Here is an 18,209-nt window from a genome sequence, read left to right on the forward strand (position 1 = left end):
GGCAGCAACGGCTCGATGAGCGACCACAGTTCATCCGACACGATCCACGGCCGCGACTGTCTCTTCCCCACGACCACACCAACGAGCGGATCAGCCGACAGTCACATGATCAACGGCTTTTGTTAGAGCCAGTAAGCCATGCGGCTTCGTGAGGTGTCCCACCCGGCCCGCTCCGACAGCGGTGACCGATTGGGCACCGCCTGTCAGAGGAAGCTGGATGCGGGCGGACCGTATCCCAAGAGGACCACGCTCTCCGCCCAGTTCCACACCTGTGAGCCGGTGGGCCGGGCACGCTCCGCGGGGTCTGCCGCGCTCGGGGACGGCCGCTGGCCGGAGACGGCGGCAAAGACACTGCCGAGGGCGGGACGCCGGAGCCCGACGTGCCCCGCGTGTGTGTGCGTCGTAGTCGCCATGTCCTGCCCTCGCTCTTCGGTAGGTGTGTGGGTCTGGCCGAGAAGGGGGCGGGTCCCGTGCCGGGGGAAGGGGCACGGGACCCGCGGGGAAACGGGTCAGGCGGCGGCGCGGGCGTTGATGGTGACGGGGACGTTGTCACGCGTGGCCTTGGAGTACGGGCAGATCTGGTGGGCGGCGTGCGCGAGTTCGTCGGCGGTGGCCTGGTCCACGCCGCCGAGGACGGGGTTGAGGACCGCGGAGAGGGAGAACTCTCCGTCGTCGCCGTGGGTGAGGGTGATCTCGGCCGTGATGGTGGTGCTGGTCAGCCGGATCTTGCGCCGGGTGGCGGCGCGACGCAGGGCGCCGAGGAAACAGGCGGCCCAGCCGGCGGCCAGGAGCTGCTCGGGGTTGGTCGCGGTGCCGGCGCCGCCGAGCTCCTCGGGGAGAGCGAGGCTGGTCTCCAGCAGGCCGTCGGAGGATCGGACGTGTCCGCCGTTCCGGCCCTCTCCGTCGACGTCCACAACGGCGGTGTAGCTGACTGCCATGACTGGTGCTCCCCGTCTGGGTCAAGAGGTCTCGGGTCACCTCCCGACCAGGACACATCATGTCGTCACCATCTGAGGAGGTGACGCAATCATGGCACCCCTCTCCGTCACCAGTCAAGGCGGTGACTGATGTCCGCCTCATGCCGTGCCGGCACTCGGCTTCCGGGTGGGGATGGCGGGTCGGGTCGGTGCGGGTCCTCGGGGCGCAGGCGTTGGCGGTGATGCCGTGTTCGGCCCACCCAGGTCCTCGACGCGGCGGGCGACCCGGTCGGTGTCCCGGGCCACCGGCCCGATCCATGACGCATCCGTCCGATGGCTTACACACGGGTGCCGCCCGCGACCATCGCGGGAAGAACCGGCCGTCAAACGACGGATGCCTTCCGCGGGGCTCGCGACGACATTGGAGGCCATCCCGCCGAGCTGCGGCTCGACGGGGCCACGTGTGATGCGGCCCGTGCCGCGCCACACACCTGCGCAGGATGTTCCGCTCACACATGCAGCGCATCAACAGTCAGGATCGATGAAGGACACAGCATGACTCGTACATGGTTGATCACCGGCGCGTCCCGTGGTTTGGGGCGCGCCTTGGCGGAAGCGGTTCTGGAGTCCGGTGACCGGTTGGCGGCGACCGCGCGGCGTCCGGAGCAACTGGCGGACCTCGCCTCCCGCCACGGCGATCAGGTGCTGACGGTGGCCCTGGACGTCACCGACATCGCCGCGGCCCAGAACGCGGTACAAGCGGCCGTGGAGGCGTTCGGGCGCCTGGACGTGGTCGTCAACAACGCCGGCCATGCCGACATGGCCGCCATCGAGGACATGTCCGAGCAGTCCTTCCGCGACCAGATCGACGCCAACCTCTTCGGCGTCGTCAACGTCACCCGGGCCGCCCTGCCCGTGATGCGCGAACAGGGCTCCGGGCACATCATCCAGATCTCCTCCGTCGGCGGACGCGTCGGCGTGCCGGGGCTGGCCGCCTACCAGGCGGCCAAGTGGGCGGTCGGCGGCTTCTCCGAGGTCCTGGCCCAGGAAGTCGCCCCCCTCGGCATCAAGGTCACCGTCGCCGAACCCGGCGGCATGCGCACCGACTGGGCCGGCTCCTCCATGGCCACCCCGCCGGTCAGCGCCCCCTACCAGGACGTCGTCGGCGCCGCCATCGCCGCCATCCGCGGAGCCGACGGCAAGCAGCCCGGCGACCCCGACCGCATCTCCCGCATCCTCCTGGACATCGTGGAAGCGGAGGAACCCCCGCTGCGCCTCCTCCTCGGCAAGGACGCCGTCGCGGTCGCGAAGGACATGGCCGACCGACTCGCCACCCAGGACGCCCAATGGCGCGACGTCAGCGAATCCGCGTCCGTACGACCCTGACCACCGGGCGCGCCGCACGGTGACGGCGAGGGGCGCACGCGAGGCGGTCCTCCCGACCTCGGTGTGCGCCTCGCGGCAGTGGCCCGATCCGGGGCGGGACGCTGCCGGGGGGACAACCGCGACGGGACTCCGTGAAAGGACGCGTCCCGTCGCGGCTTCGTCGTGTCCGTGGGGGTCCGCGAGCCGTCTGGTACGCCGTGCGCCACTGGGGCTCGGTACGGCCGGAAGCCGGGGAAGCGGTGACGCGGGAAGCCGGGGGAAGCCGTGGCGTCGGAACCGTCGCTGGGCGGCCGGAAACGCCGCGCCGGCGGCAGGTGGTCGGGCCCACCTGCCGCCGTCGGCGGATCCGTCCGTGGTCTGAGTCGTACGACCGGGTCAGATGGTGATGGTCTTGTACTCGGTGTACGTGCCGAGGCCTACCGCGCCGTACTCGCGGCCGATACCGCTGGCCTTGAAGCCGCCGAACGGGCCGTCGAAGGCGACGGAGGCGCCGTTGACGGTGACGGTGCCGGTGCGGACGCGGCGGGCGACCGCGAGGGCGTGCTCCTCGTCGGAGGACCAGACGCCGCCGGAGAGGCCGTACTCGGAGTCGTTGGCGATGCGGACTGCGTCGTCCTCGTCGTCGTAGGCGATGACCACCAGGACCGGGCCGAAGATCTCCTCCTGGGCGATGCGCATGGAGTTGTCGACGTCGGCGAAGACGGTGGGCGTCACGTAGTTGCCCGTCTCCAGGCCCTCGGGGATGTGCGGGCCACCGGTGACCAGGCGGGCACCCTCCTCGATGCCGAGCCGGATGTAGTTGCGCACCCGCTCCTGCTGGTCGGGGCGGATCATCGGGCCGATGAAGGTGTCGGGGTCGCCCGGGTCGCCGACCTTCAGCGACTCCACCAGCGTCTTGAGCGCGCTCACGACTTCCTCGTAGCGGCTGCGCGGGGCCAGGATGCGGGTCTGGGCGATGCAGGACTCGCCGTTGTTGAGCAGGGAGCCGAACTTCACACCCGCCACCGCCTTCTCGATGTCGGCGTCGGGGAGGATGATGGCGGCGGACTTGCCGCCCAGCTCCAGGCTGACCCGCTTGAGCTGCTCGCCCGCGATCGAGGCGATGCGGCGGCCGGCTCCCGTCGAGCCGGTGAAGGCGATCTTGTCGACCTCCTTGTGCGACACCAGGTGCTCACTGGTCTCCCGGTCCGCGGGCAGAACGCTGATCACACCCTCGGACAGGTCCGTCTGCTCCAGCAACTCGGCCAGGAAGCCCATGCTCAGCGAGTTCTCCGGCGACACCTTCAGGACCACGGAGTTGCCGGCGACCAGGGCCGGGATGATCTTCGAGGTGGCCGAGGAGAACGGCGAGTTCCACGGGATCACCGCGGCCACGACGCCGACCGCCTCGCGGCGCACCACGCTGCGCACCGGGGACGCCGGGTCGGAGGGCACGAGCGTCTCCTCCCAGCCGAACTCCTCCGCCGCCTTCAGATAGGCGTTCGCCTGCCGGGTCAGACCGGGCTGTCCGGCTCGGGTGAACCAGCCGGCCGAACCGTTCTCCAGCGAGATCAGGTGCGCGATCCTCTCCGCGTTCTTCTCGCGCAGTGCGTTGAACCGCCGCAGGACCGCGATCCGGTCCGCCGGCGGGGTCAGACGCCACTCACCCGCCTCGAAGGACGCCCGCGCGGCGGCGACCGCGCGGTCGATGTCCGCCGGCTGCGCCTGCGCGGCACGGCCGACCACCGACCGGTCGTGCGGAGAGGCGATGTCGAGCAACTCCGGGCTGCTCGGCTCCACCCAGGAACCACCGATGAAAAGCCGGTCGTAGGTGATCATTGCCTTCTCTCTTCCGGTGCTGTCGATTGTCGGACCTCTCGGTCAACTGTCACTTCAATGTAGCACTTCTCCTTGTTAGCTACACATAAGCGTGGTAACAACCGTCTGATCATTCTCGTTATCGGTGCTCTTGGACCAGCCGGAGGGATGGGGCGGGGCCGCTACTGCCGAGCCGGTGACCTGGTATCGCACCAGCAGACACACTGAGCCCCGACAGGGCTGTCGATGCGGCGGTCGACACGTTTCTGCACGGCGTCGCAGCACCCAGAGAGCAACCGCTGATCACACCCGCCGACCAAGCGACGGCACACCCCCGGGATTGGTTTCCTCGGCGCCGTCGGGGGCCTTGATCGCCCGTCCTCCCAAGTCGCCGCCTCAGTCGAATGACCCAAGCCTCCAGAGACCGGAGCCGGGGAAGGAGGCGGACTCCCACGGCGGTGAGGGTGCCCGCCGTCCCCACCTGCGACGCCGTGCATCAGACCGATGCCTCGCAGCCACCGGTTGCCTTTGCCCGCGTTGTACCGTCACATGACTGATGTGTCTGCTTTCACCACGGACGAGAGTATGCGCATCGGCCCGACCCAGGTGTGGCGTCGGCCGACCTCGCGGAAGAAACAGTCCCGGACCTGCCATTCAGCGCACCGGAAAAAGCATCCGTCACCTATTTGACAGGTGACGACGCGTGTGCGAGGGTCATCGCGCCAAGACGCCGCGATGATCTCGTTCCGCCGGTGTGAGCGGGAGGTCCCGGGCGTGAGCCGGTCACCGGAAACGCACGACGGAGGGTTTCACATGATCAACAGGCGTACATTCAGCAAGGCCGTCGGCCTGGGCACCGGCGCGGCCGCGGTCTCGCTGTCCGGCCTGCAGACCAACGCGTCCGCCGCCACCGGCGCGACCGCTTCCCCCCAGACAAGTGGCACACCCACTCCCACCGTGCCCACCATCACTCCCGGCACCCACACCGGTTTCCGCACCCTCAAGCAGGTCAAGGCGGGTGTCCTCGACATCGGTTACGCCGAGGCCGGACCCTCCCACGGCCCGGTCGTCATCTGCCTGCACGGCTGGCCGTACGACATCCACAGCTACGTCGACGTCGCGCCGCTCCTCGCAGACCTGGGCTACCGCGTCATCGTTCCCTACCTGCGCGGCCACGGCAGCACCCGTTTCCTGTCCCGGCACACCCCGCGCAACGCCGAGCAGTCCGCGATCGCTCTCGACATCATCGCGCTGATGGACGCCCTCAAGATAGAGAAGGCCGTGCTCGCCGGCTTCGACTGGGGCTCGCGCACCGCCGACATCATCGCCGCACTGTGGCCCGACCGCGTCAAGTCCCTGGTCTCCACCACCGGCTACGTGATCACCAACGTCAAGGCGCAGCTGACGCCCGCCGCCCCGGCCGTCGAGCACAACTGGTGGTACCAGTGGTACTTCGCCACCGATCGCGGCAAGCAGGCCATGGAGAACGAGGAGCAGCGCATCGCCCTGTGCCGCTACGTGTGGACCCTCGTCTCCCCCAACTGGAACTTCGACGACGCCACCTTCCAGCGCACCGCCCAGGCCTTCAAGAACCCCGACTACGCCGCCATCGTCCTCTACAACTACCGCTGGCGCATCGGCCTCATCGAGGGCGAGCGCCGCTACGACCGCTACGAGAAGCAGCTCGCGGCCCAGCCCTCCATCCACGTCCCCACCATTACCCTCGACCCCGCCCTCGACCCCTTCACCCCGCCCGGTGACGGCACCTCCTACCGCAATCACTTCACCGGGCCCTACGAGCACCGCACCATCACGGACATCGGTCACAACCTGCCGCAGGAAGCACCCACCGCCTTCGCCCAGGCCGTCGTCGACGCGGACCACCTCTGAACCCCCGCGTCCGCCACCGACGCGGCGACCGACACACCGCGTCGGTCACTCCCAGGACGAGCCCCAGATGAGCGAAGTCCAGTGGAACCGTCTGACCGCCGGGCAATTGCGTGACCTCGCCGCAAGAGGCGCGGTGGTGCTGCTGCCAGTGGGGGCCACCGAGCAGCACGGCCCTCATCTGCCCACCGGCGTGGACGACTTCCTGGCCGCGGAGGTGTGCCGGCGGGCCGCGGTGCCGGCGTCCGAGTACACGGGTGTGTGGTGACGCCATCGGTCCCCACAGGCCTGTCGGAGCATCACATGGCCTTCGGCGGCACCCTCACACTCACTCTCCCCACCTTGCACGCCCTGTTGCGGGACATCTGCCGCTCCGTGATCCGGGCTGGTTTCTCACGCATCCTGATCGTCAACCCGGTGACACGAGTGCGCCGGGATTCGGGCTCGCGGCCGGAAAGGGCGGTGCCCTTTCCGGCCGCGCCGGTGTTTCCGTCCGTGTGTCTCCGCGGGGACACCAGCCGCGCAGCAGCCGATGAATCGTCGACAGTCACCGTCTTGACGGGTGACGAACAAGTGTGACAGATTCGTCACCAGTCAAGACGGTGACGAACGGCGACGAAGTCGGCCCGCCCGTCGCCGAAATACCTGAAACCTGAAACTGCCCGAAAGGGGTTTGTCGTGGTGAGCATCAAGGGTGGACGCAAGCGAGTGGTGACGGGTGCGGTCTCGGCGCTCACGGCAGGTCTCGCGCTCGGCGCGTTCGCCCTCAGCGGCACCGCCAACGGCGCGACCAAGACCCCCGAGGCCGCCGAAGCCGGCAGACACGCCAAGCCGACCATCGTCCTGGAACACGGCGCCTTCGCCGACGGCTCGAGCTGGAACGGTGTCATCGCCGCCCTCCGCGCCGACGGCTACCCCGTGGTCGCCGCCGCCAACCCCCTGCGCGGCCCCGCCTCCGACGCCGCGGCCCTGCGTACCGTCCTCGACCACATCAAGGGCCCCAAGATCCTGGTCGGCCACTCCTACGGCGGCAACGTCGTCAGCGAGGCCGCCACCAACGACCCCCAGGTCAAGGCCCTCGTCTACGTCGCCGCCTTCCTCCCGGCCCCCGGAGAGAGCGCCCTGGAGCTCACCGACAAGTACCCGGGCTCCACCCTCCCCGCCGCCCTCGACCCGGTCACCTACAAGCAGGCCGACGGCACCACCGCCACCGACCTGTACATCCAACAGGACAAGTTCCACCACCAGTTCGCCGCCGACATCCCCGCCGCCCAGGCCGCCCTCATGGCCGCCGAACAGCGCCCCATCGCCCAGGCCGCCCTGGAGGAGAAGGCCACCACCGCCGCCTGGAGGACCAGGCCGAGCTGGGACATCGTCACGACCGAAGACCTCAACATTCCCCCCGCCGTCCAGCGCTACATGGCCAAGCGGGCCCACGCTCACACCACCGAGGTGGCCGCCTCCCACTCCGTGGCCGTCTCCCACCCCCACCTCGTCGCCGACGTCATCGAGCGGGCTGCCCGCGCCACTGTCCGCTGACACACCTCGAAGGGCGGCGGGGCTCGATGTCCCGCCGCCCCAGGACCACGCCACGGTCATCACGGCACACCCACGGGTGTGCCGTTCGGCATATCCGATACGTCTGCCGTTCGGCATACCCACACGTGTGCCCTCCGCGGGAGCATGGACGCCATGACCTCACACTCCGGCCCCAGTGCACTCGTGCCTTCCTCAGGGACCCGTCGCGCGCAGCTGGATCCGCGGGGAGTGCGGCCAGCCCGAGACGGACTCCGCGCTCAGGGCGCGGGACCGAGCCGCCGGAGGTCGCCCAGCTCGCCGCGATCAGCTCGCCCAGCTCGGGAGGCTCTCAGAGAGGGCCCCGGTGGACGGCGGCGCGTAGCCGGCGCCGCGCGCGCCCTGCGGGCGTCCGCAAACGCCGCCGGCCGGCACCCGGTGCGGGTGTCGGCCGGTCGAGGGCGCGTTGTCCGGTGGGTCAGGCGGCCGGGACAGCGTCCTTGGCGGTGGCGGGATCGGTGTTACCGGCCCTCTCACCGGTCTTCCGAGCCGGCTGGAGGAAGAGGGCGAGCAGGATGCCGACAGCGAGGGTGGGGGCGATCCAGAGGTAGCCGGTGGCCGTGGCGTGGGCGAAGGCGTCCAGTGCGGTGTCTCGCAGGGCGGCGGGCAGATGGCTGATGGTGTCGGGGCGGGCTGCGTCGAAGCCGCCGGCGGTCGGCAGGCCGCGGGTGCGGTCGGCGAAGCCGGTGTTGAGGAGGGTGCCGAAGACGGCGACTCCGAAGGCCGCGCCGATGGAGCGGGCGAAGGTGACCACGGCGCTGGCGGCGCCGAGATCGGCGGCGGGCACGCTGTTCTGGACGGTGGTCAGCACGACCATGGGCACCATGCCGATGCCGACACCGGTGATCAGGAAGTAGACGCTCAGCACGAGGGTGTTGGTGGCCGCCCCGATACTGCCCAGCAGGAGCAGCCCGGCGAGGTTGGCGAGAAGGCCCCCCAGGAGGATCGCCCGCAGCCGGTCGACGTGCGCGGCCCAGCGTCCGGCGAGGGACTGGCTGACGACCAGGCCGGCGACCAGCGGCAGCATGTGGACGCCGGAGAGAGTGGCCGAGACTCCGTGGACGATCTGGAGGTAGGTCGGCAGGTAGACCAGCACGGCGAACATCGCGGCGTTGGCGAAGAACCCGATCAGCGAGGAGAAGACCACGGTACGGGAGCCGAGCATGGCCGGCGGTAGGACCGGGGCGGCGGCGCGGCGCTCGACCGGCACCAGCAGCACGGCGAGGACGACGGTGGCGACGATCAGGCCGACGATGGCCGGCGAGCTCCAGCCCCAGCGCTCGCCGAAGGACGTGATCAGGACCAGGCCGGTGGCGATGGCGGCCAGGACGGTGGAGCCGAGGTAGTCGATGCGGGCCTTGGCGCCCCGGGTGGCCGCGGGCAGCGCCCGCGCGGCGATGGCAAGGGCGACGAGGCCGACGGGCAGGTTGATCAGGAAGGCCCACCGCCAGGACAGTTGGTCGGTGAAGACGCCGCCCAGCAGGGGGCCGACGATGCTGGCGACGCCGTAGACCGAACCGAACATGCCCTGGTAGCGGCCGCGTTCGCCCGGGGCGACGATGTCACCGACGAGGGCGAAGGTCAGCACGATCATGCCGCCGCCGCCCATGCCCTGCAGCACGCGGGCGCCGATCAGCTCGGGCAGGTTCTGCGCCAGGCCGCAGGCCACCGAGGCGATCAGGAAGATCGAGGTCGAGGCCAGGTACAGCCGCTTGCGGCCGAACATGTCGCCGAGCTTGCCCCACAGTGGTGTCACCGCCGTCGACGCGAGCAGATACGCGGCGCTGACCCACGCGATGTCGTCGAACCCGTGCAGGTCCTCCGCTATCCGGGGCAACGCGGTCGAGACGATCGTCTGGTCCAGGGCCGCGAGGAGGACCGCCAGGATCAACGCGCTCATGGCGGCGGCGACACCACCCGCCCTGGGTGATGGGGAGTTGTATGCCTTGGACATCGAGACTTGCCCTTCCGGAAGTGGTGCGCATGGACGGTGTGCCGACCGCCGCTGGACGATGAGACCCATCAGGCTGGCACTACCCGACCTATTTGTCACTTCACTGTAGCACTTACTGGGCAGGGTTCCACTCGGGAGTGGCAATAGGGGTCTCAGGCTTCACATTCCGCCACTAGACTCGGTGCGGTGAGAGCCGATGCAGCACGCAACCTGGAAGCCGTCCTGACCACCGGAGCACGCATGCTCGCCGCCGATCCAGGCGCGAGCATCGCCAGCATCGCCGCCGAAGCAGGTGTGGACCGGCGCACCGTCTACCGCCGCTTCGCCTCCCGAGAGGAACTCCTCGCGGCCATCTACGAATCCCGCCTCACGGCCATCGAGCACGCCATCGAGGACGCACGACTGCGCGAGGCACCCGTCGCCGTCGCCCTGCACCGCTACGTCGAGAACATCATCGCCGTCAACCGCACCTGGCCCGTCGACCTCACCCGCATGCTCGCCGACGAGAGCGTCCACGCGCGCCGCGACAGGTCCGTCCGCGAGGTCGACGCCTTCCTCGAACGCGCCACCGACGAAGGCCTCCTGCGCCCCGGTCTCCCGGAGGGATGGGCGAGCGCGCTGCTGCCCCAGCTCATGCACCTCGTGTCCCGGCAACTGCCCGAACTGAGCCCCGCACAGGCTGCGGACGTCGTCGTGGACACCCTGCTGCACGGCCTCGGGGCGCCCTGACGACCGACGGCCCCCGGGAACACATGTGTCCACATGGTCCCGAGGGCCGTTGGGCCCGTACGGCGGCGGTACGGCTGCGTCCCGCCGCCGCTCGACTCATTCCGGGACCTGCCCGGTGCTGAGACCGCACAGGTTCGCCGAGTCGGTCGCGCGTCGGCGTACAGGCGGATGTGCGCCACCCCGTAACGATGAGAGCGCACTAGCGGTGTGGCGGAGACGGGTCGTGTCCGTGATCCGACTGCCGTAGGTTCGGGGTGCAGGCAGGGGCGGCCGCCGGCACCGCCCCTGCCTGCGTCGGATCAGGCTGCTTCCTTGGCCCGGTTGAAGAGGCGGCCGGCGAGGTCGATGCCTGTGACCGTGCCGTTGGCGTCGCGGGAGAAGTAGCCCCGCTGCCCTTTGAGGCCGCCTTCGGTGACGATGTACTCGTCGCCGTCGCCGGGAAGGAAGCCGATGTCCGCGGCCGGGTGGTCCGGGGGCATTTCCTCGTCAGACGCCTCGCGGATCTCCGGCTTGATCCCGACCGCCAGGGTGAGGCGGGTGCCGTCGGTGGCGATGTCGAGGTTCATGGCGTCGATCTCGTAGCGGCCGACGACCTGTTGGGCCTGACCCTGGTCGTACGGGAGCGGCTCCGCCGTCTTCTCGATGACGCCGAGGTAGTGCTCGAGTGCCCACCGCACGGCGGACTGGTTGAAGGAGTGGCCGTCCGGGCCGGCGTTGGCCAGGGAGACCACCGCGAAGTTGCGCTCGGGCACGATGAGCAGCTCGGCGAACTGGCCGTTGCCCGAGCCGCCGTGGCCGATCCCGTGGAGGCCGTCCAGGTCGTGCAGGAACCAGCAGATGCCGAAGCCGTCGCCGAGCGTGCTGGCGCGCAGCTCGATCGTCCGCTCCCGCATGCGCTGGAGTTCCGCAGCGGGCAGCACGCCCTCGCCGTCGCCGAGTTGGAACCGTGCCCAGCGCAGCAGATCGCTCACCGAGGAGGCGAGGCCGCCGCCGGGGTTGTCGCCGCGCGCGCCCTCCTTGAACGCTCCCCAGGGCCGGGCGGGGCGCAGTTCGCCGTCGTCGCCGCGGTTGTGGCCCACGGCGAACTTGCGGACCATCACCTCGGACAGGCCGTACACGGTGTCCGCAAGGCCCACCGGCTCCAGGACGAGCGAGGCCATGGCCTGCTCGAAGGGCAGGCCCGTGACCTTCTCGATGACCCGCCCGGCCAGGTTGTATCCGGCCTGGCTGTAGGAGGCGCGGGTCCCGGGCGGTGCGATCAGCGGCAGCTGGGGCAGCTTCGCCACGAGCCCGGCCAGGGAGCGGTCGCCTTCGCCGTCGTCGATCAGGTTCCAGTCCAGGCCCGCGGTGTGGTTGAGCAGGTTCAGGACGGTGATCTGCGCCGCCGCCTGCTCGTCGGCGAGCTTCAGCTCGGGCACATAGCTCCGTACCGGCGCGTCCAGGTCCACCTTCCCCTCGGCGACCAGGCGCATCAGCGCGGTCGCCGTGAAGGTCTTGGACACCGACGCCAGAGGGAACAGCGTCTTCTCGTCGACCGGCAGCGGGTTGCTGAGGCTCGTCACGCCGTGGGAGGCGCAGATTTCCTGGCCGTCCAGGAGCACCCCGACGGCGACACCAGGAATGCCCAGCTCCGTGGCCTGCGCCTTGACGAACTCTGACAGCTTCTCCTGCAGCATTGCTCCCCCTCCGGATCACTTGAACTAAGTACGAGAGGCAGCGTAGACCACCACTCGAACTAAGTGCAATACCTGAATGAACTAAGTTCAAGTAGGGTGGTGGACATGCCGCGAGACACACTGACCGCAGACCGGATCGTCCGTGCGGCCATCGAGCTGCTCGACGACGAGGGACTGGACGGCCTCAACATGCGCAGCCTTGCGAAACGGCTCGGCTCGGCCGCCACGGCCGTCTACTGGCACATCAAGACCAAGGACGACCTCGTCCGACTCGCCAGCGACGCGATCTGGCACGAGGTCGAGCTGCCCGATCTCGACGCCACCGACTGGCGCACGGCCGCCACCGCCCACGCCTCCGGCATGCACGCGATGCTCACCCGGCACCCGTGGCTCGTCCAGGCATTCGGCAGCCACCTCCTGCACGGACCCGGCCAGGCCCGGCACAACGACCTGAGCCTCGCCATCTACGAAAAGGCAGGCTTCGCCGCCGCCGACGCCGACCGTGCGGCCGCCACCGTGTTCACCTTCGTGCTCGGCAGCGCGCTCGGCCCTGCCGCACAGGTCTCCCTCAACCGCCGGCTCGGCAAGAACGGCGCAGACGCCGAGCAACTGATGGCCGACGCCATGACACGCGCCACCGAGACCGCCATGCAATTCCCGCGCCTGCGCGAACGCCTCGGCACCACGGCCGCCACGGAGTACGCCGCAGCCCCCGACAACACCTTCGCGTTCGGCCTTCAATCTCTCCTCGACGGCTTCGAGGCCCGCCTCACCGTCGATCGCGCCGACCGGCGCGAGTGACCCGCCCCGGACAACTCTCGCCGGGGCGGGTGGTGGCCGTCCGGATGACGAAGTCCTCGTCGTCATCGCCGAGCAGGCGGGGGCGGCCTCCCGCCCATCAAGGGTCCAGGCAAGCCAGGCCGATCTCGTTGAACCGGTCGATCGCATCCCGAACCGTGTCCTCGTCACCCTGCGCCAGCCGCGTGATCACGGGCACGCGGTTCCCGCCTGCGGACGCCGGCATCATGGCCCGCCCGTAGCGCACCGAGCCAGGAACACGCGCTCCGATTGTGTCCGGCACAGCCCTCGATCGGTCCCAGTCCACACCCACCTCCTTCACCAGCGGTGTGCCTGCCGAGGCTCGTACACACGTGTACGGTAGATACGTATGACCGTAGATTCACATGTGTCGACAGCCACCCCAGGGTCGGTCGCCGCAGCAAACGCAGCACACACCGGCCCCGCGGCGCATCCGGCCCGGAGTTTCCGTCTTCGGCACCGGTCGGGCGCGCCGGACCGACGGATCATGACCCGCAGGCCGAAGGCACACCCGGCGTATGGTGAGCCACATGTCCGACAAGAAACATTTTGGCCATATCAAGTGACGTAACCACCCGTGGACATTTAATCTTCGTTCCAGGCGGGCCGACAAATGGGGCTGGCACGTCATCGGGTGTCGCGATCCATATGCAGGGGCGCGTCGGCGTGCGGGCCGGAGTGGTTCGGCGGGGAGGGGAGTGGGGGACGGTGGAGTCGATCATGGTCGGCCGCGAAAGGGAGCAGGAAACGCTGTCGGCGTTCGTGGCGGCCTCCGGGGGCCGGGCTCTCGTCCTACGGGGTGACACGGGTGTGGGCAAGAGTGCTCTGCTGGACCATGTGGCCGAACTGGCAACGGGTGAGCAGCACAGGGTGATCCGGGCGGCCGGGGTCGAGGCCGAGTCGGAGCTGCCGTTCGCGGGTCTGCACCAGTTCCTGTATCCGCTGCTGTCCTACCTGGACCGGCTGGACGAGGTGCACCGCAGGGTCTTCGACGTGGTGTTCGCCAGGAGCGAGGGGACTGCCCCGTCGGTCATGACCCTCGGCATCGCCGTCCTCGACCTGCTGTCGCTCGCGGCGTCGCAGAAACCCATCCTGCTCGTGCTGGACGACGGTCAGTGGCTCGACGCCTCAAGCACCGAGGTCTGCGGCTTCGTGGGACGCCGGCTCACCGGCAGCTCGGTGAAGCTGATAGTCGGTCTGCGCGCCGCCGTGCGCTCGGGTTTCGACACCGCCGCCCTGCCCGAACTGCCCGTGACCACGCTGTCGGAGAAGGCCTCCGAACAGCTCCTGGACATGCGCTATCCAGGGCTGGACCCTCAGATCCGCCGTCTGGTGCTGGACGAGGCCCAGGGAAATCCGCTGGCCCTGCTGGAACTGCCGCCCCATGTGCGGGGCGGCCGGGCGGGACGCGATCCGGAGCAATTGCCCGGGTACACCGGCATCCCGCTGCCGCAGCGGCTCCAGCACGTGTACGGTGCACGCATCGAGACCCTCGACGACGGCGTGCGCGCGGAGTTGCTGCGCGGCGCCCTGGACGGCGTCGGGGCCGGCACCGCGGCCGGCCGCCCGGGGGGCACGCGCTACCGCATGATGGACGCCGACGAGGCCGTGGCCTGCGGCTTGCTGGGCATCGATCCGCTCAACGGGAACTTCGTCTTCCGGCATCCCCTGGTGCGGTCGACGGTCGTCCAGATGGCGACACCCAACGAGCGGCGCGCGGCCCACGCCGTCCTCGCCCAAGTACACCGCGAGGACCTGGAACGGCGCGCCATGCACCTGGCGGCCTCGACGGTCGACCCCGACGAGCAGGTCGCGGCCGTACTGGAAGCAGCCGCGGACTCCGCCACCCGGCGCGGCGGCGCCGTTGCCGCCGTGGCCTGGCTGACCCGTGCCGCGGAGCTGAGTGAGAGCCACGAGGAGCGGTCCAGGCGGCTCGGCAGCGCGGCGTTCATCGCGGGGCACGCCGGCCAGCTGGACCGGGCCCAGCGGTTGGTCGGCTCCGACACCGCATTCGGGCAGGGGAACTCCCCGGCGTCGGTGGTCGCATCGGCCTACGTCGCGCTGTACGAGGACGGGGACGTACGGTCCTCGCAGCGTCAGGTGCTGGCTGCGATCGAGAGCATGCGGGCCGGCGGCGTACGGGAGCCGGACGAGATGCTCACACGACTGGCCAACCTGCTTCTGGCCATCAACCAGTACGCGAGCGACGAGACATCGTGGGTACGGACTCACGAGCTTTTCGGCTCCCTGGGCGACCTCCTGCCGGCCACGTCACGCATGTACCAGGACGCCTGGGGCGACGTGGTGCGGCGCGGCGCCGGTGTGGGTGAGCAGGTGGAGCGCGCCTTCGCCGGCCTCCGCGACTTCGAACCGTGGGACGTCACCCGCCTGTGCACCACCGCCTACCACGTGGACACTCTCAGCCAGTACCGGCCCCACCTACAGCGCACCGTGGACCGCGAGGTCGAGACGGGAGCTGCGTCGGTCGGCATGACCATGCTGCACCTGATCATGCTCGACCAGATGGCGGTCGGTGAGTGGGACGAGGCCGAGCGCACAGGACAACGCTGCCTGGAACTGACCACGTCTCATCGGAATGCGCTGTTCGCTCATCACACGCGTGCGTATCTGGGGTTGCTGGCCGCGATGCGCGGTCAGGTGGAGCGCGCCCGCGAACTCCAGGCCGTCGTCGATGCCTGGGCCCGTCCCCGTGGCGTCGGCTTCCTCACCCAGATCGCCGACGCCATCGGCACCACCGCCGCCCTCAGCGAAGGCGACTACGAAGCCGCCTACCTCCACGCCATCGGCATCACACCCCCAGGCACCTTCACCCCCTACGCCCATCAGGCCTCCCGCACCCTCCTCGACCTCGTCGAAGCAGCCCTGCACACCGGCCGCGCCGAGCAAGCCCGCGCCCACGCCCTCGCCGCGCAAGAAGCCGGCCTCCCCGAGATCTCCCCCCGGCTTGCCATGATCACCTACGGCGCCCTCGCCATGACCGCCACCGATCCCGCCGAAGCCGACGCCATGTACGACCGCGCCGAAACCCACCCGGCCGCCGCCGTCTTCCCCTTCGAACACGCCCGCATCCGCCTCGCCCACGGCATCCGCCTGCGCCACACCCAAGGACGCAAGGCCGCACGGCCGTCCCTGACCCTGGCCACGGAGACGTTCGAACGGCTCGGCGCGCCCACCTGGACCGAACGCGCCCGGGCCGAGCTCCGTGCCACCGGGGCGGCCACCGTCGCCTCCTCCGCCCACCTCGCGGCGCTGACCTGGCAGGAACGCCGGATCGCGGATCTCGCCGCCGGCGGCCTGACCAACAAGGAGATCGGCGAACGCATGCACCTGTCGCCCCGCACGGTCAGCTCCCACCTCTACCGTGTCTTCCCCAAACTCGGCATCACCTCCCGCGCCGCGCTGCGCGACGCACTGGGCAAGATTCCCGGCGAGCAGAACGTGTGACCGGAGCATGACCGGAACGTGTGACCCATAGCTGTGAACGCAGTGGTGGCCGACGGCCCGGGACGACAGGGTCTGTCCGCAGGCGACGGTGTGTTCAGCCCTCCGCGGGATGGCCGCGGATTCCGCGTTCGTCGAGCCAGCCGAGCACATAGTCGGCGACGAAGCGCCATCCGTTGTCGATGACCAGCGAGTGGGCGCGGTCAGCGAACTGCTTCAGGTCGGTCACGGCCGTGGAGTCGCCGTACTGCTTGTAGACCGCGCGCGTGACGGAGTCCGGCACCAGTCGGTCCTCCTGCCCGGAGATCAGCAGGAGCGGGCCACGACGCACGTTGGCGATGTCCGCCACGGCGCGCGGGCTGCGGTCCGCATCGGCGCATGCGAGGTCGGTGAGCAGGCGGCGCGGTGCCGGCACCACATAGCGCTCGAAGAGCCGGTCGGATTCCTCCGCTGCGACGGTGTTGGCGAAGAACTGGTGGAACTGCTCCGGGGACAGGGACACCAGCCGGTCGGCGGTGTCCGCCTGGTCGGGGGTCCACAGGCGGTTCCAGGAGGCGGGCAGCCCGACGCCGTCGATCGGGGCGGGTGCGATCGCCACCGCTGCCCGGCCCACATTGGCGCCGATGAGATGCTGCGCGATGAGCCCACCGACCGAATGGCCGACGATGACCGGCGAAACGTCGAACGACCGCACGATGTCGGCGTAGTGGTCCGTCAGCGCGTCCAGTCCGATGCCGCCGAGCGTCTCGGGCGACTTGCGCACCTCCCGGGCGATGGCGGCCTCCCCCGGCCATCCCGGTGTGAAGACGAGGAACCCCCGGCTGGCGAAGCGCTCCGCCCACGACTCCCAGGAAAGCGCATGGACCCATGCGCCATGGATGAAGACGACGGGAGTACGGTTCACGACTGGCTCCTCCGAGCATGACGACCACCCGGCACCGGCACGCGGGCGACTGTTCCAGAATCGTCGAGGCACGGGCCAGGGACGACAGTCGAATGACTTAATGTCGGCCGCCCTCAGCACACGGGGCCGCAGCGGGCCCTACTGCCCGGGCCTGGTCGAAGCGAGGAAAGAATTCACATCGGCGCTATGTGTGTGGCTGTGTGTGCCGATGGACGGCAAATGTGAACAACTCCCTCATCTCCCCTTCACGATTGCGCCGACCGCTCCGGCACGGCAGAGTGTTCCAACTGCCGGAACCGGCAAGGGAGATACCCTCACACCGTCACGTCATGACGTCACGGACGTACCGGAAGGGAAGCGCGTGAGTCGGATATCGGTCCGGGGAGTCGCAGTGGCCTCGGCCACGGCGGTCACCGCTGTCGGAAGCGTTGTCGGAGTCGCCTCGGCCGACACCCAGCCGTCGAACGACGCCGAGGCGACATCGGCCGACGCGACGCTCCTCGCGGACATACCCGCGGGCCGGCAGGCGCAGGTGCAGTCCGCGTCGCTGACGCAGCAGGCCGACGCCCAGGCCGTCGCCGCGGACGCGAGCGCCAAGAAGGGCGCCGAGGAGGCGGCCCGCAAGGCGGCCGCCCAGACCGCGGTCGCGAAGAAGGCGGCGGCCCAGGAGGCCAAGGAGCGCGCCGAGGCGAAGGCCGCGGCCAACCGCGACAGCGCCCGCGACTCCTCCAGCTTCCCGGGCCAGAGCAGCTACACGGTCGCGCAGATCCAGGCCATGGCGAGTCACATGGTCGCCGCGGACCAGTTCCAGTGCTTCAGCAACATCGTGGACCACGAGTCCGGCTGGAACTACCACGCGGTCAACGCCTCCTCCGGTGCCTACGGTCTCTTCCAGGCCCTGCCCGCCGGCAAGTACGCCTCGGCCGGCGCCGACTGGCAGACCAACCCGGCCACCCAGATCAAGTGGGGCCTGAACTACATGAACACCAGCTACGGCAGCCCCTGCAAGGCCTGGTCGTTCTGGCAGGCCAACCACTGGTACTGAGATCCTTCGGGCCGGATCGGCGACCCGCGGTCGAGTCCGCGCATGTCCCGCTCGCGCG

The 18,209-nt window shown here is 69.8% G+C and carries 14 protein-coding genes and 1 pseudogene; 9 read left to right on the forward strand and 6 right to left on the reverse strand.

Annotated elements, in window-relative coordinates:
* Window positions 1-509 precede the first annotated feature (509 nt).
* A complete protein-coding gene (locus tag SY2F82_RS33785; RefSeq protein ID WP_200422894.1) occupies window positions 510-938 on the reverse strand; it encodes an organic hydroperoxide resistance protein in 429 nt (142 codons plus the stop codon).
* Window positions 939-1,472: 534 nt separating this feature from the next.
* On the opposite strand from SY2F82_RS33785, the gene SY2F82_RS33790 reads away from it, so the two are divergent.
* Window positions 1,473-2,303 (forward strand): oxidoreductase, encoded by an 831-nt coding sequence (locus tag SY2F82_RS33790; protein WP_200422895.1) that lies wholly within the window; start codon window positions 1,473-1,475, stop codon window positions 2,301-2,303.
* A gap of 375 nt (window positions 2,304-2,678) precedes the next feature.
* Here the strand turns inward: SY2F82_RS33790 and SY2F82_RS33795 are convergent, their stop codons facing one another.
* Window positions 2,679-4,121 (reverse strand): aldehyde dehydrogenase, encoded by a 1,443-nt coding sequence (locus SY2F82_RS33795; protein ID WP_200422896.1) that lies wholly within the window; start codon window positions 4,119-4,121, stop codon window positions 2,679-2,681.
* Window positions 4,122-4,913: 792 nt separating this feature from the next.
* Between SY2F82_RS33795 and SY2F82_RS33800 the strand changes: the two genes are divergently transcribed.
* The 4 genes from SY2F82_RS33800 to SY2F82_RS33810 all read left to right on the forward strand — a co-directional run bounded on the left by SY2F82_RS33800 (window position 4,914) and on the right by SY2F82_RS33810 (window position 7,526).
* Window positions 4,914-5,990 carry an alpha/beta fold hydrolase gene (locus tag SY2F82_RS33800; protein WP_200422897.1) on the forward strand — a complete coding sequence of 359 codons (1,077 nt, stop codon included), beginning with the start codon at window positions 4,914-4,916 and terminating at the stop codon, window positions 5,988-5,990.
* A 67-nt stretch (window positions 5,991-6,057) separates the two neighbouring features.
* Window positions 6,058-6,255 (forward strand): creatininase family protein, encoded by a 198-nt coding sequence (locus SY2F82_RS39290; RefSeq protein WP_236041943.1) that lies wholly within the window; start codon window positions 6,058-6,060, stop codon window positions 6,253-6,255.
* 35 nt (window positions 6,256-6,290) lie between these two features.
* Window positions 6,291-6,566, forward strand: coding sequence for a creatininase family protein (locus SY2F82_RS39590; RefSeq protein WP_268980418.1), 276 nt, complete (start codon window positions 6,291-6,293; stop codon window positions 6,564-6,566).
* Window positions 6,567-6,665: 99 nt separating this feature from the next.
* Complete coding sequence (locus tag SY2F82_RS33810) at window positions 6,666-7,526, forward strand: alpha/beta fold hydrolase (protein ID WP_200422898.1); 861 nt, start codon at window positions 6,666-6,668, stop codon at window positions 7,524-7,526.
* Window positions 7,527-7,980: 454 nt separating this feature from the next.
* Here SY2F82_RS33810 and SY2F82_RS33815 read toward each other — a convergent pair whose 3' ends face one another.
* A complete protein-coding gene (locus SY2F82_RS33815; protein WP_236041944.1) occupies window positions 7,981-9,462 on the reverse strand; it encodes an MDR family MFS transporter in 1,482 nt (493 codons plus the stop codon).
* Between the two features lie 294 nt (window positions 9,463-9,756).
* Between SY2F82_RS33815 and SY2F82_RS33820 the strand changes: the two genes are divergently transcribed.
* The gene (locus SY2F82_RS33820) at window positions 9,757-10,245 is read left to right on the forward strand and encodes a TetR/AcrR family transcriptional regulator (RefSeq protein WP_200423113.1); all 489 of its coding nucleotides are present in this window, start codon (window positions 9,757-9,759) and stop codon (window positions 10,243-10,245) included.
* A 299-nt stretch (window positions 10,246-10,544) separates the two neighbouring features.
* Here SY2F82_RS33820 and SY2F82_RS33825 read toward each other — a convergent pair whose 3' ends face one another.
* On the reverse strand, window positions 10,545-11,921 hold the full coding sequence (locus SY2F82_RS33825) for a serine hydrolase (RefSeq protein ID WP_200422900.1): 1,377 nt from the start codon (window positions 11,919-11,921) through the stop codon (window positions 10,545-10,547).
* A 105-nt stretch (window positions 11,922-12,026) separates the two neighbouring features.
* Here SY2F82_RS33825 and SY2F82_RS33830 point away from each other — a divergent pair, with 105 nt between their 5' ends.
* Window positions 12,027-12,722, forward strand: a complete 696-nt coding sequence (locus SY2F82_RS33830) for a TetR/AcrR family transcriptional regulator (RefSeq protein WP_200422901.1) — start codon at window positions 12,027-12,029, stop codon at window positions 12,720-12,722.
* Window positions 12,723-12,744: 22 nt separating this feature from the next.
* Here SY2F82_RS33830 and SY2F82_RS39295 read toward each other — a convergent pair.
* A pseudogene (locus SY2F82_RS39295) lies at window positions 12,745-12,948 on the reverse strand (helix-turn-helix domain-containing protein); the annotation flags it as partial.
* Between the two features lie 512 nt (window positions 12,949-13,460).
* Here SY2F82_RS39295 and SY2F82_RS33840 point away from each other — a divergent pair.
* Window positions 13,461-16,205, forward strand: coding sequence for a LuxR family transcriptional regulator (locus SY2F82_RS33840; protein WP_200422902.1), 2,745 nt, complete (start codon window positions 13,461-13,463; stop codon window positions 16,203-16,205).
* A 94-nt stretch (window positions 16,206-16,299) separates the two neighbouring features.
* Here the strand turns inward: SY2F82_RS33840 and SY2F82_RS33845 are convergent, their stop codons facing one another.
* Entirely contained in the window at window positions 16,300-17,106 is an 807-nt protein-coding gene (locus SY2F82_RS33845) for an alpha/beta hydrolase (RefSeq protein WP_200422903.1), read from the reverse strand.
* 361 nt (window positions 17,107-17,467) lie between these two features.
* On the opposite strand from SY2F82_RS33845, the gene SY2F82_RS33850 reads away from it, so the two are divergent.
* Window positions 17,468-18,151, forward strand: a complete 684-nt coding sequence (locus SY2F82_RS33850; RefSeq protein WP_200422904.1) for a lytic transglycosylase domain-containing protein — start codon at window positions 17,468-17,470, stop codon at window positions 18,149-18,151.
* Window positions 18,152-18,209 lie beyond the last annotated feature (58 nt).

The sequence above is a fragment of the Streptomyces sp. Y2F8-2 genome, assembly GCF_014905555.1.
Classification (GTDB): Bacteria; Actinomycetota; Actinomycetes; order Streptomycetales; family Streptomycetaceae; genus Streptomyces; species Streptomyces cynarae.

Excerpts from the sequence above, each read along its gene's own strand:
- SY2F82_RS33830 (WP_200422901.1), top strand. The coding sequence starts at position 12,027 with ATGCCGCGAGACACACTGACCGCAGACCGGATCGTCCGTGCGGCCATC.
- SY2F82_RS33800 (WP_200422897.1), top strand. The coding sequence starts at position 4,914 with ATGATCAACAGGCGTACATTCAGCAAGGCCGTCGGCCTGGGCACCGGC.
- SY2F82_RS33815 (WP_236041944.1), bottom strand. The coding sequence starts at position 9,462 with ATGAGCGCGTTGATCCTGGCGGTCCTCCTCGCGGCCCTGGACCAGACG.
- SY2F82_RS33790 (WP_200422895.1), top strand. The coding sequence starts at position 1,473 with ATGACTCGTACATGGTTGATCACCGGCGCGTCCCGTGGTTTGGGGCGC.
- SY2F82_RS33840 (WP_200422902.1), top strand. The coding sequence starts at position 13,461 with ATGGTCGGCCGCGAAAGGGAGCAGGAAACGCTGTCGGCGTTCGTGGCG.
- SY2F82_RS33820 (WP_200423113.1), top strand. The coding sequence starts at position 9,757 with ATGCTCGCCGCCGATCCAGGCGCGAGCATCGCCAGCATCGCCGCCGAA.
- SY2F82_RS33785 (WP_200422894.1), bottom strand. The coding sequence starts at position 938 with ATGGCAGTCAGCTACACCGCCGTTGTGGACGTCGACGGAGAGGGCCGG.
- SY2F82_RS33795 (WP_200422896.1), bottom strand. The coding sequence starts at position 4,121 with ATGATCACCTACGACCGGCTTTTCATCGGTGGTTCCTGGGTGGAGCCG.
- SY2F82_RS39590 (WP_268980418.1), top strand. The coding sequence starts at position 6,291 with ATGGCCTTCGGCGGCACCCTCACACTCACTCTCCCCACCTTGCACGCC.
- SY2F82_RS39290 (WP_236041943.1), top strand. The coding sequence starts at position 6,058 with ATGAGCGAAGTCCAGTGGAACCGTCTGACCGCCGGGCAATTGCGTGAC.
- SY2F82_RS33825 (WP_200422900.1), bottom strand. The coding sequence starts at position 11,921 with ATGCTGCAGGAGAAGCTGTCAGAGTTCGTCAAGGCGCAGGCCACGGAG.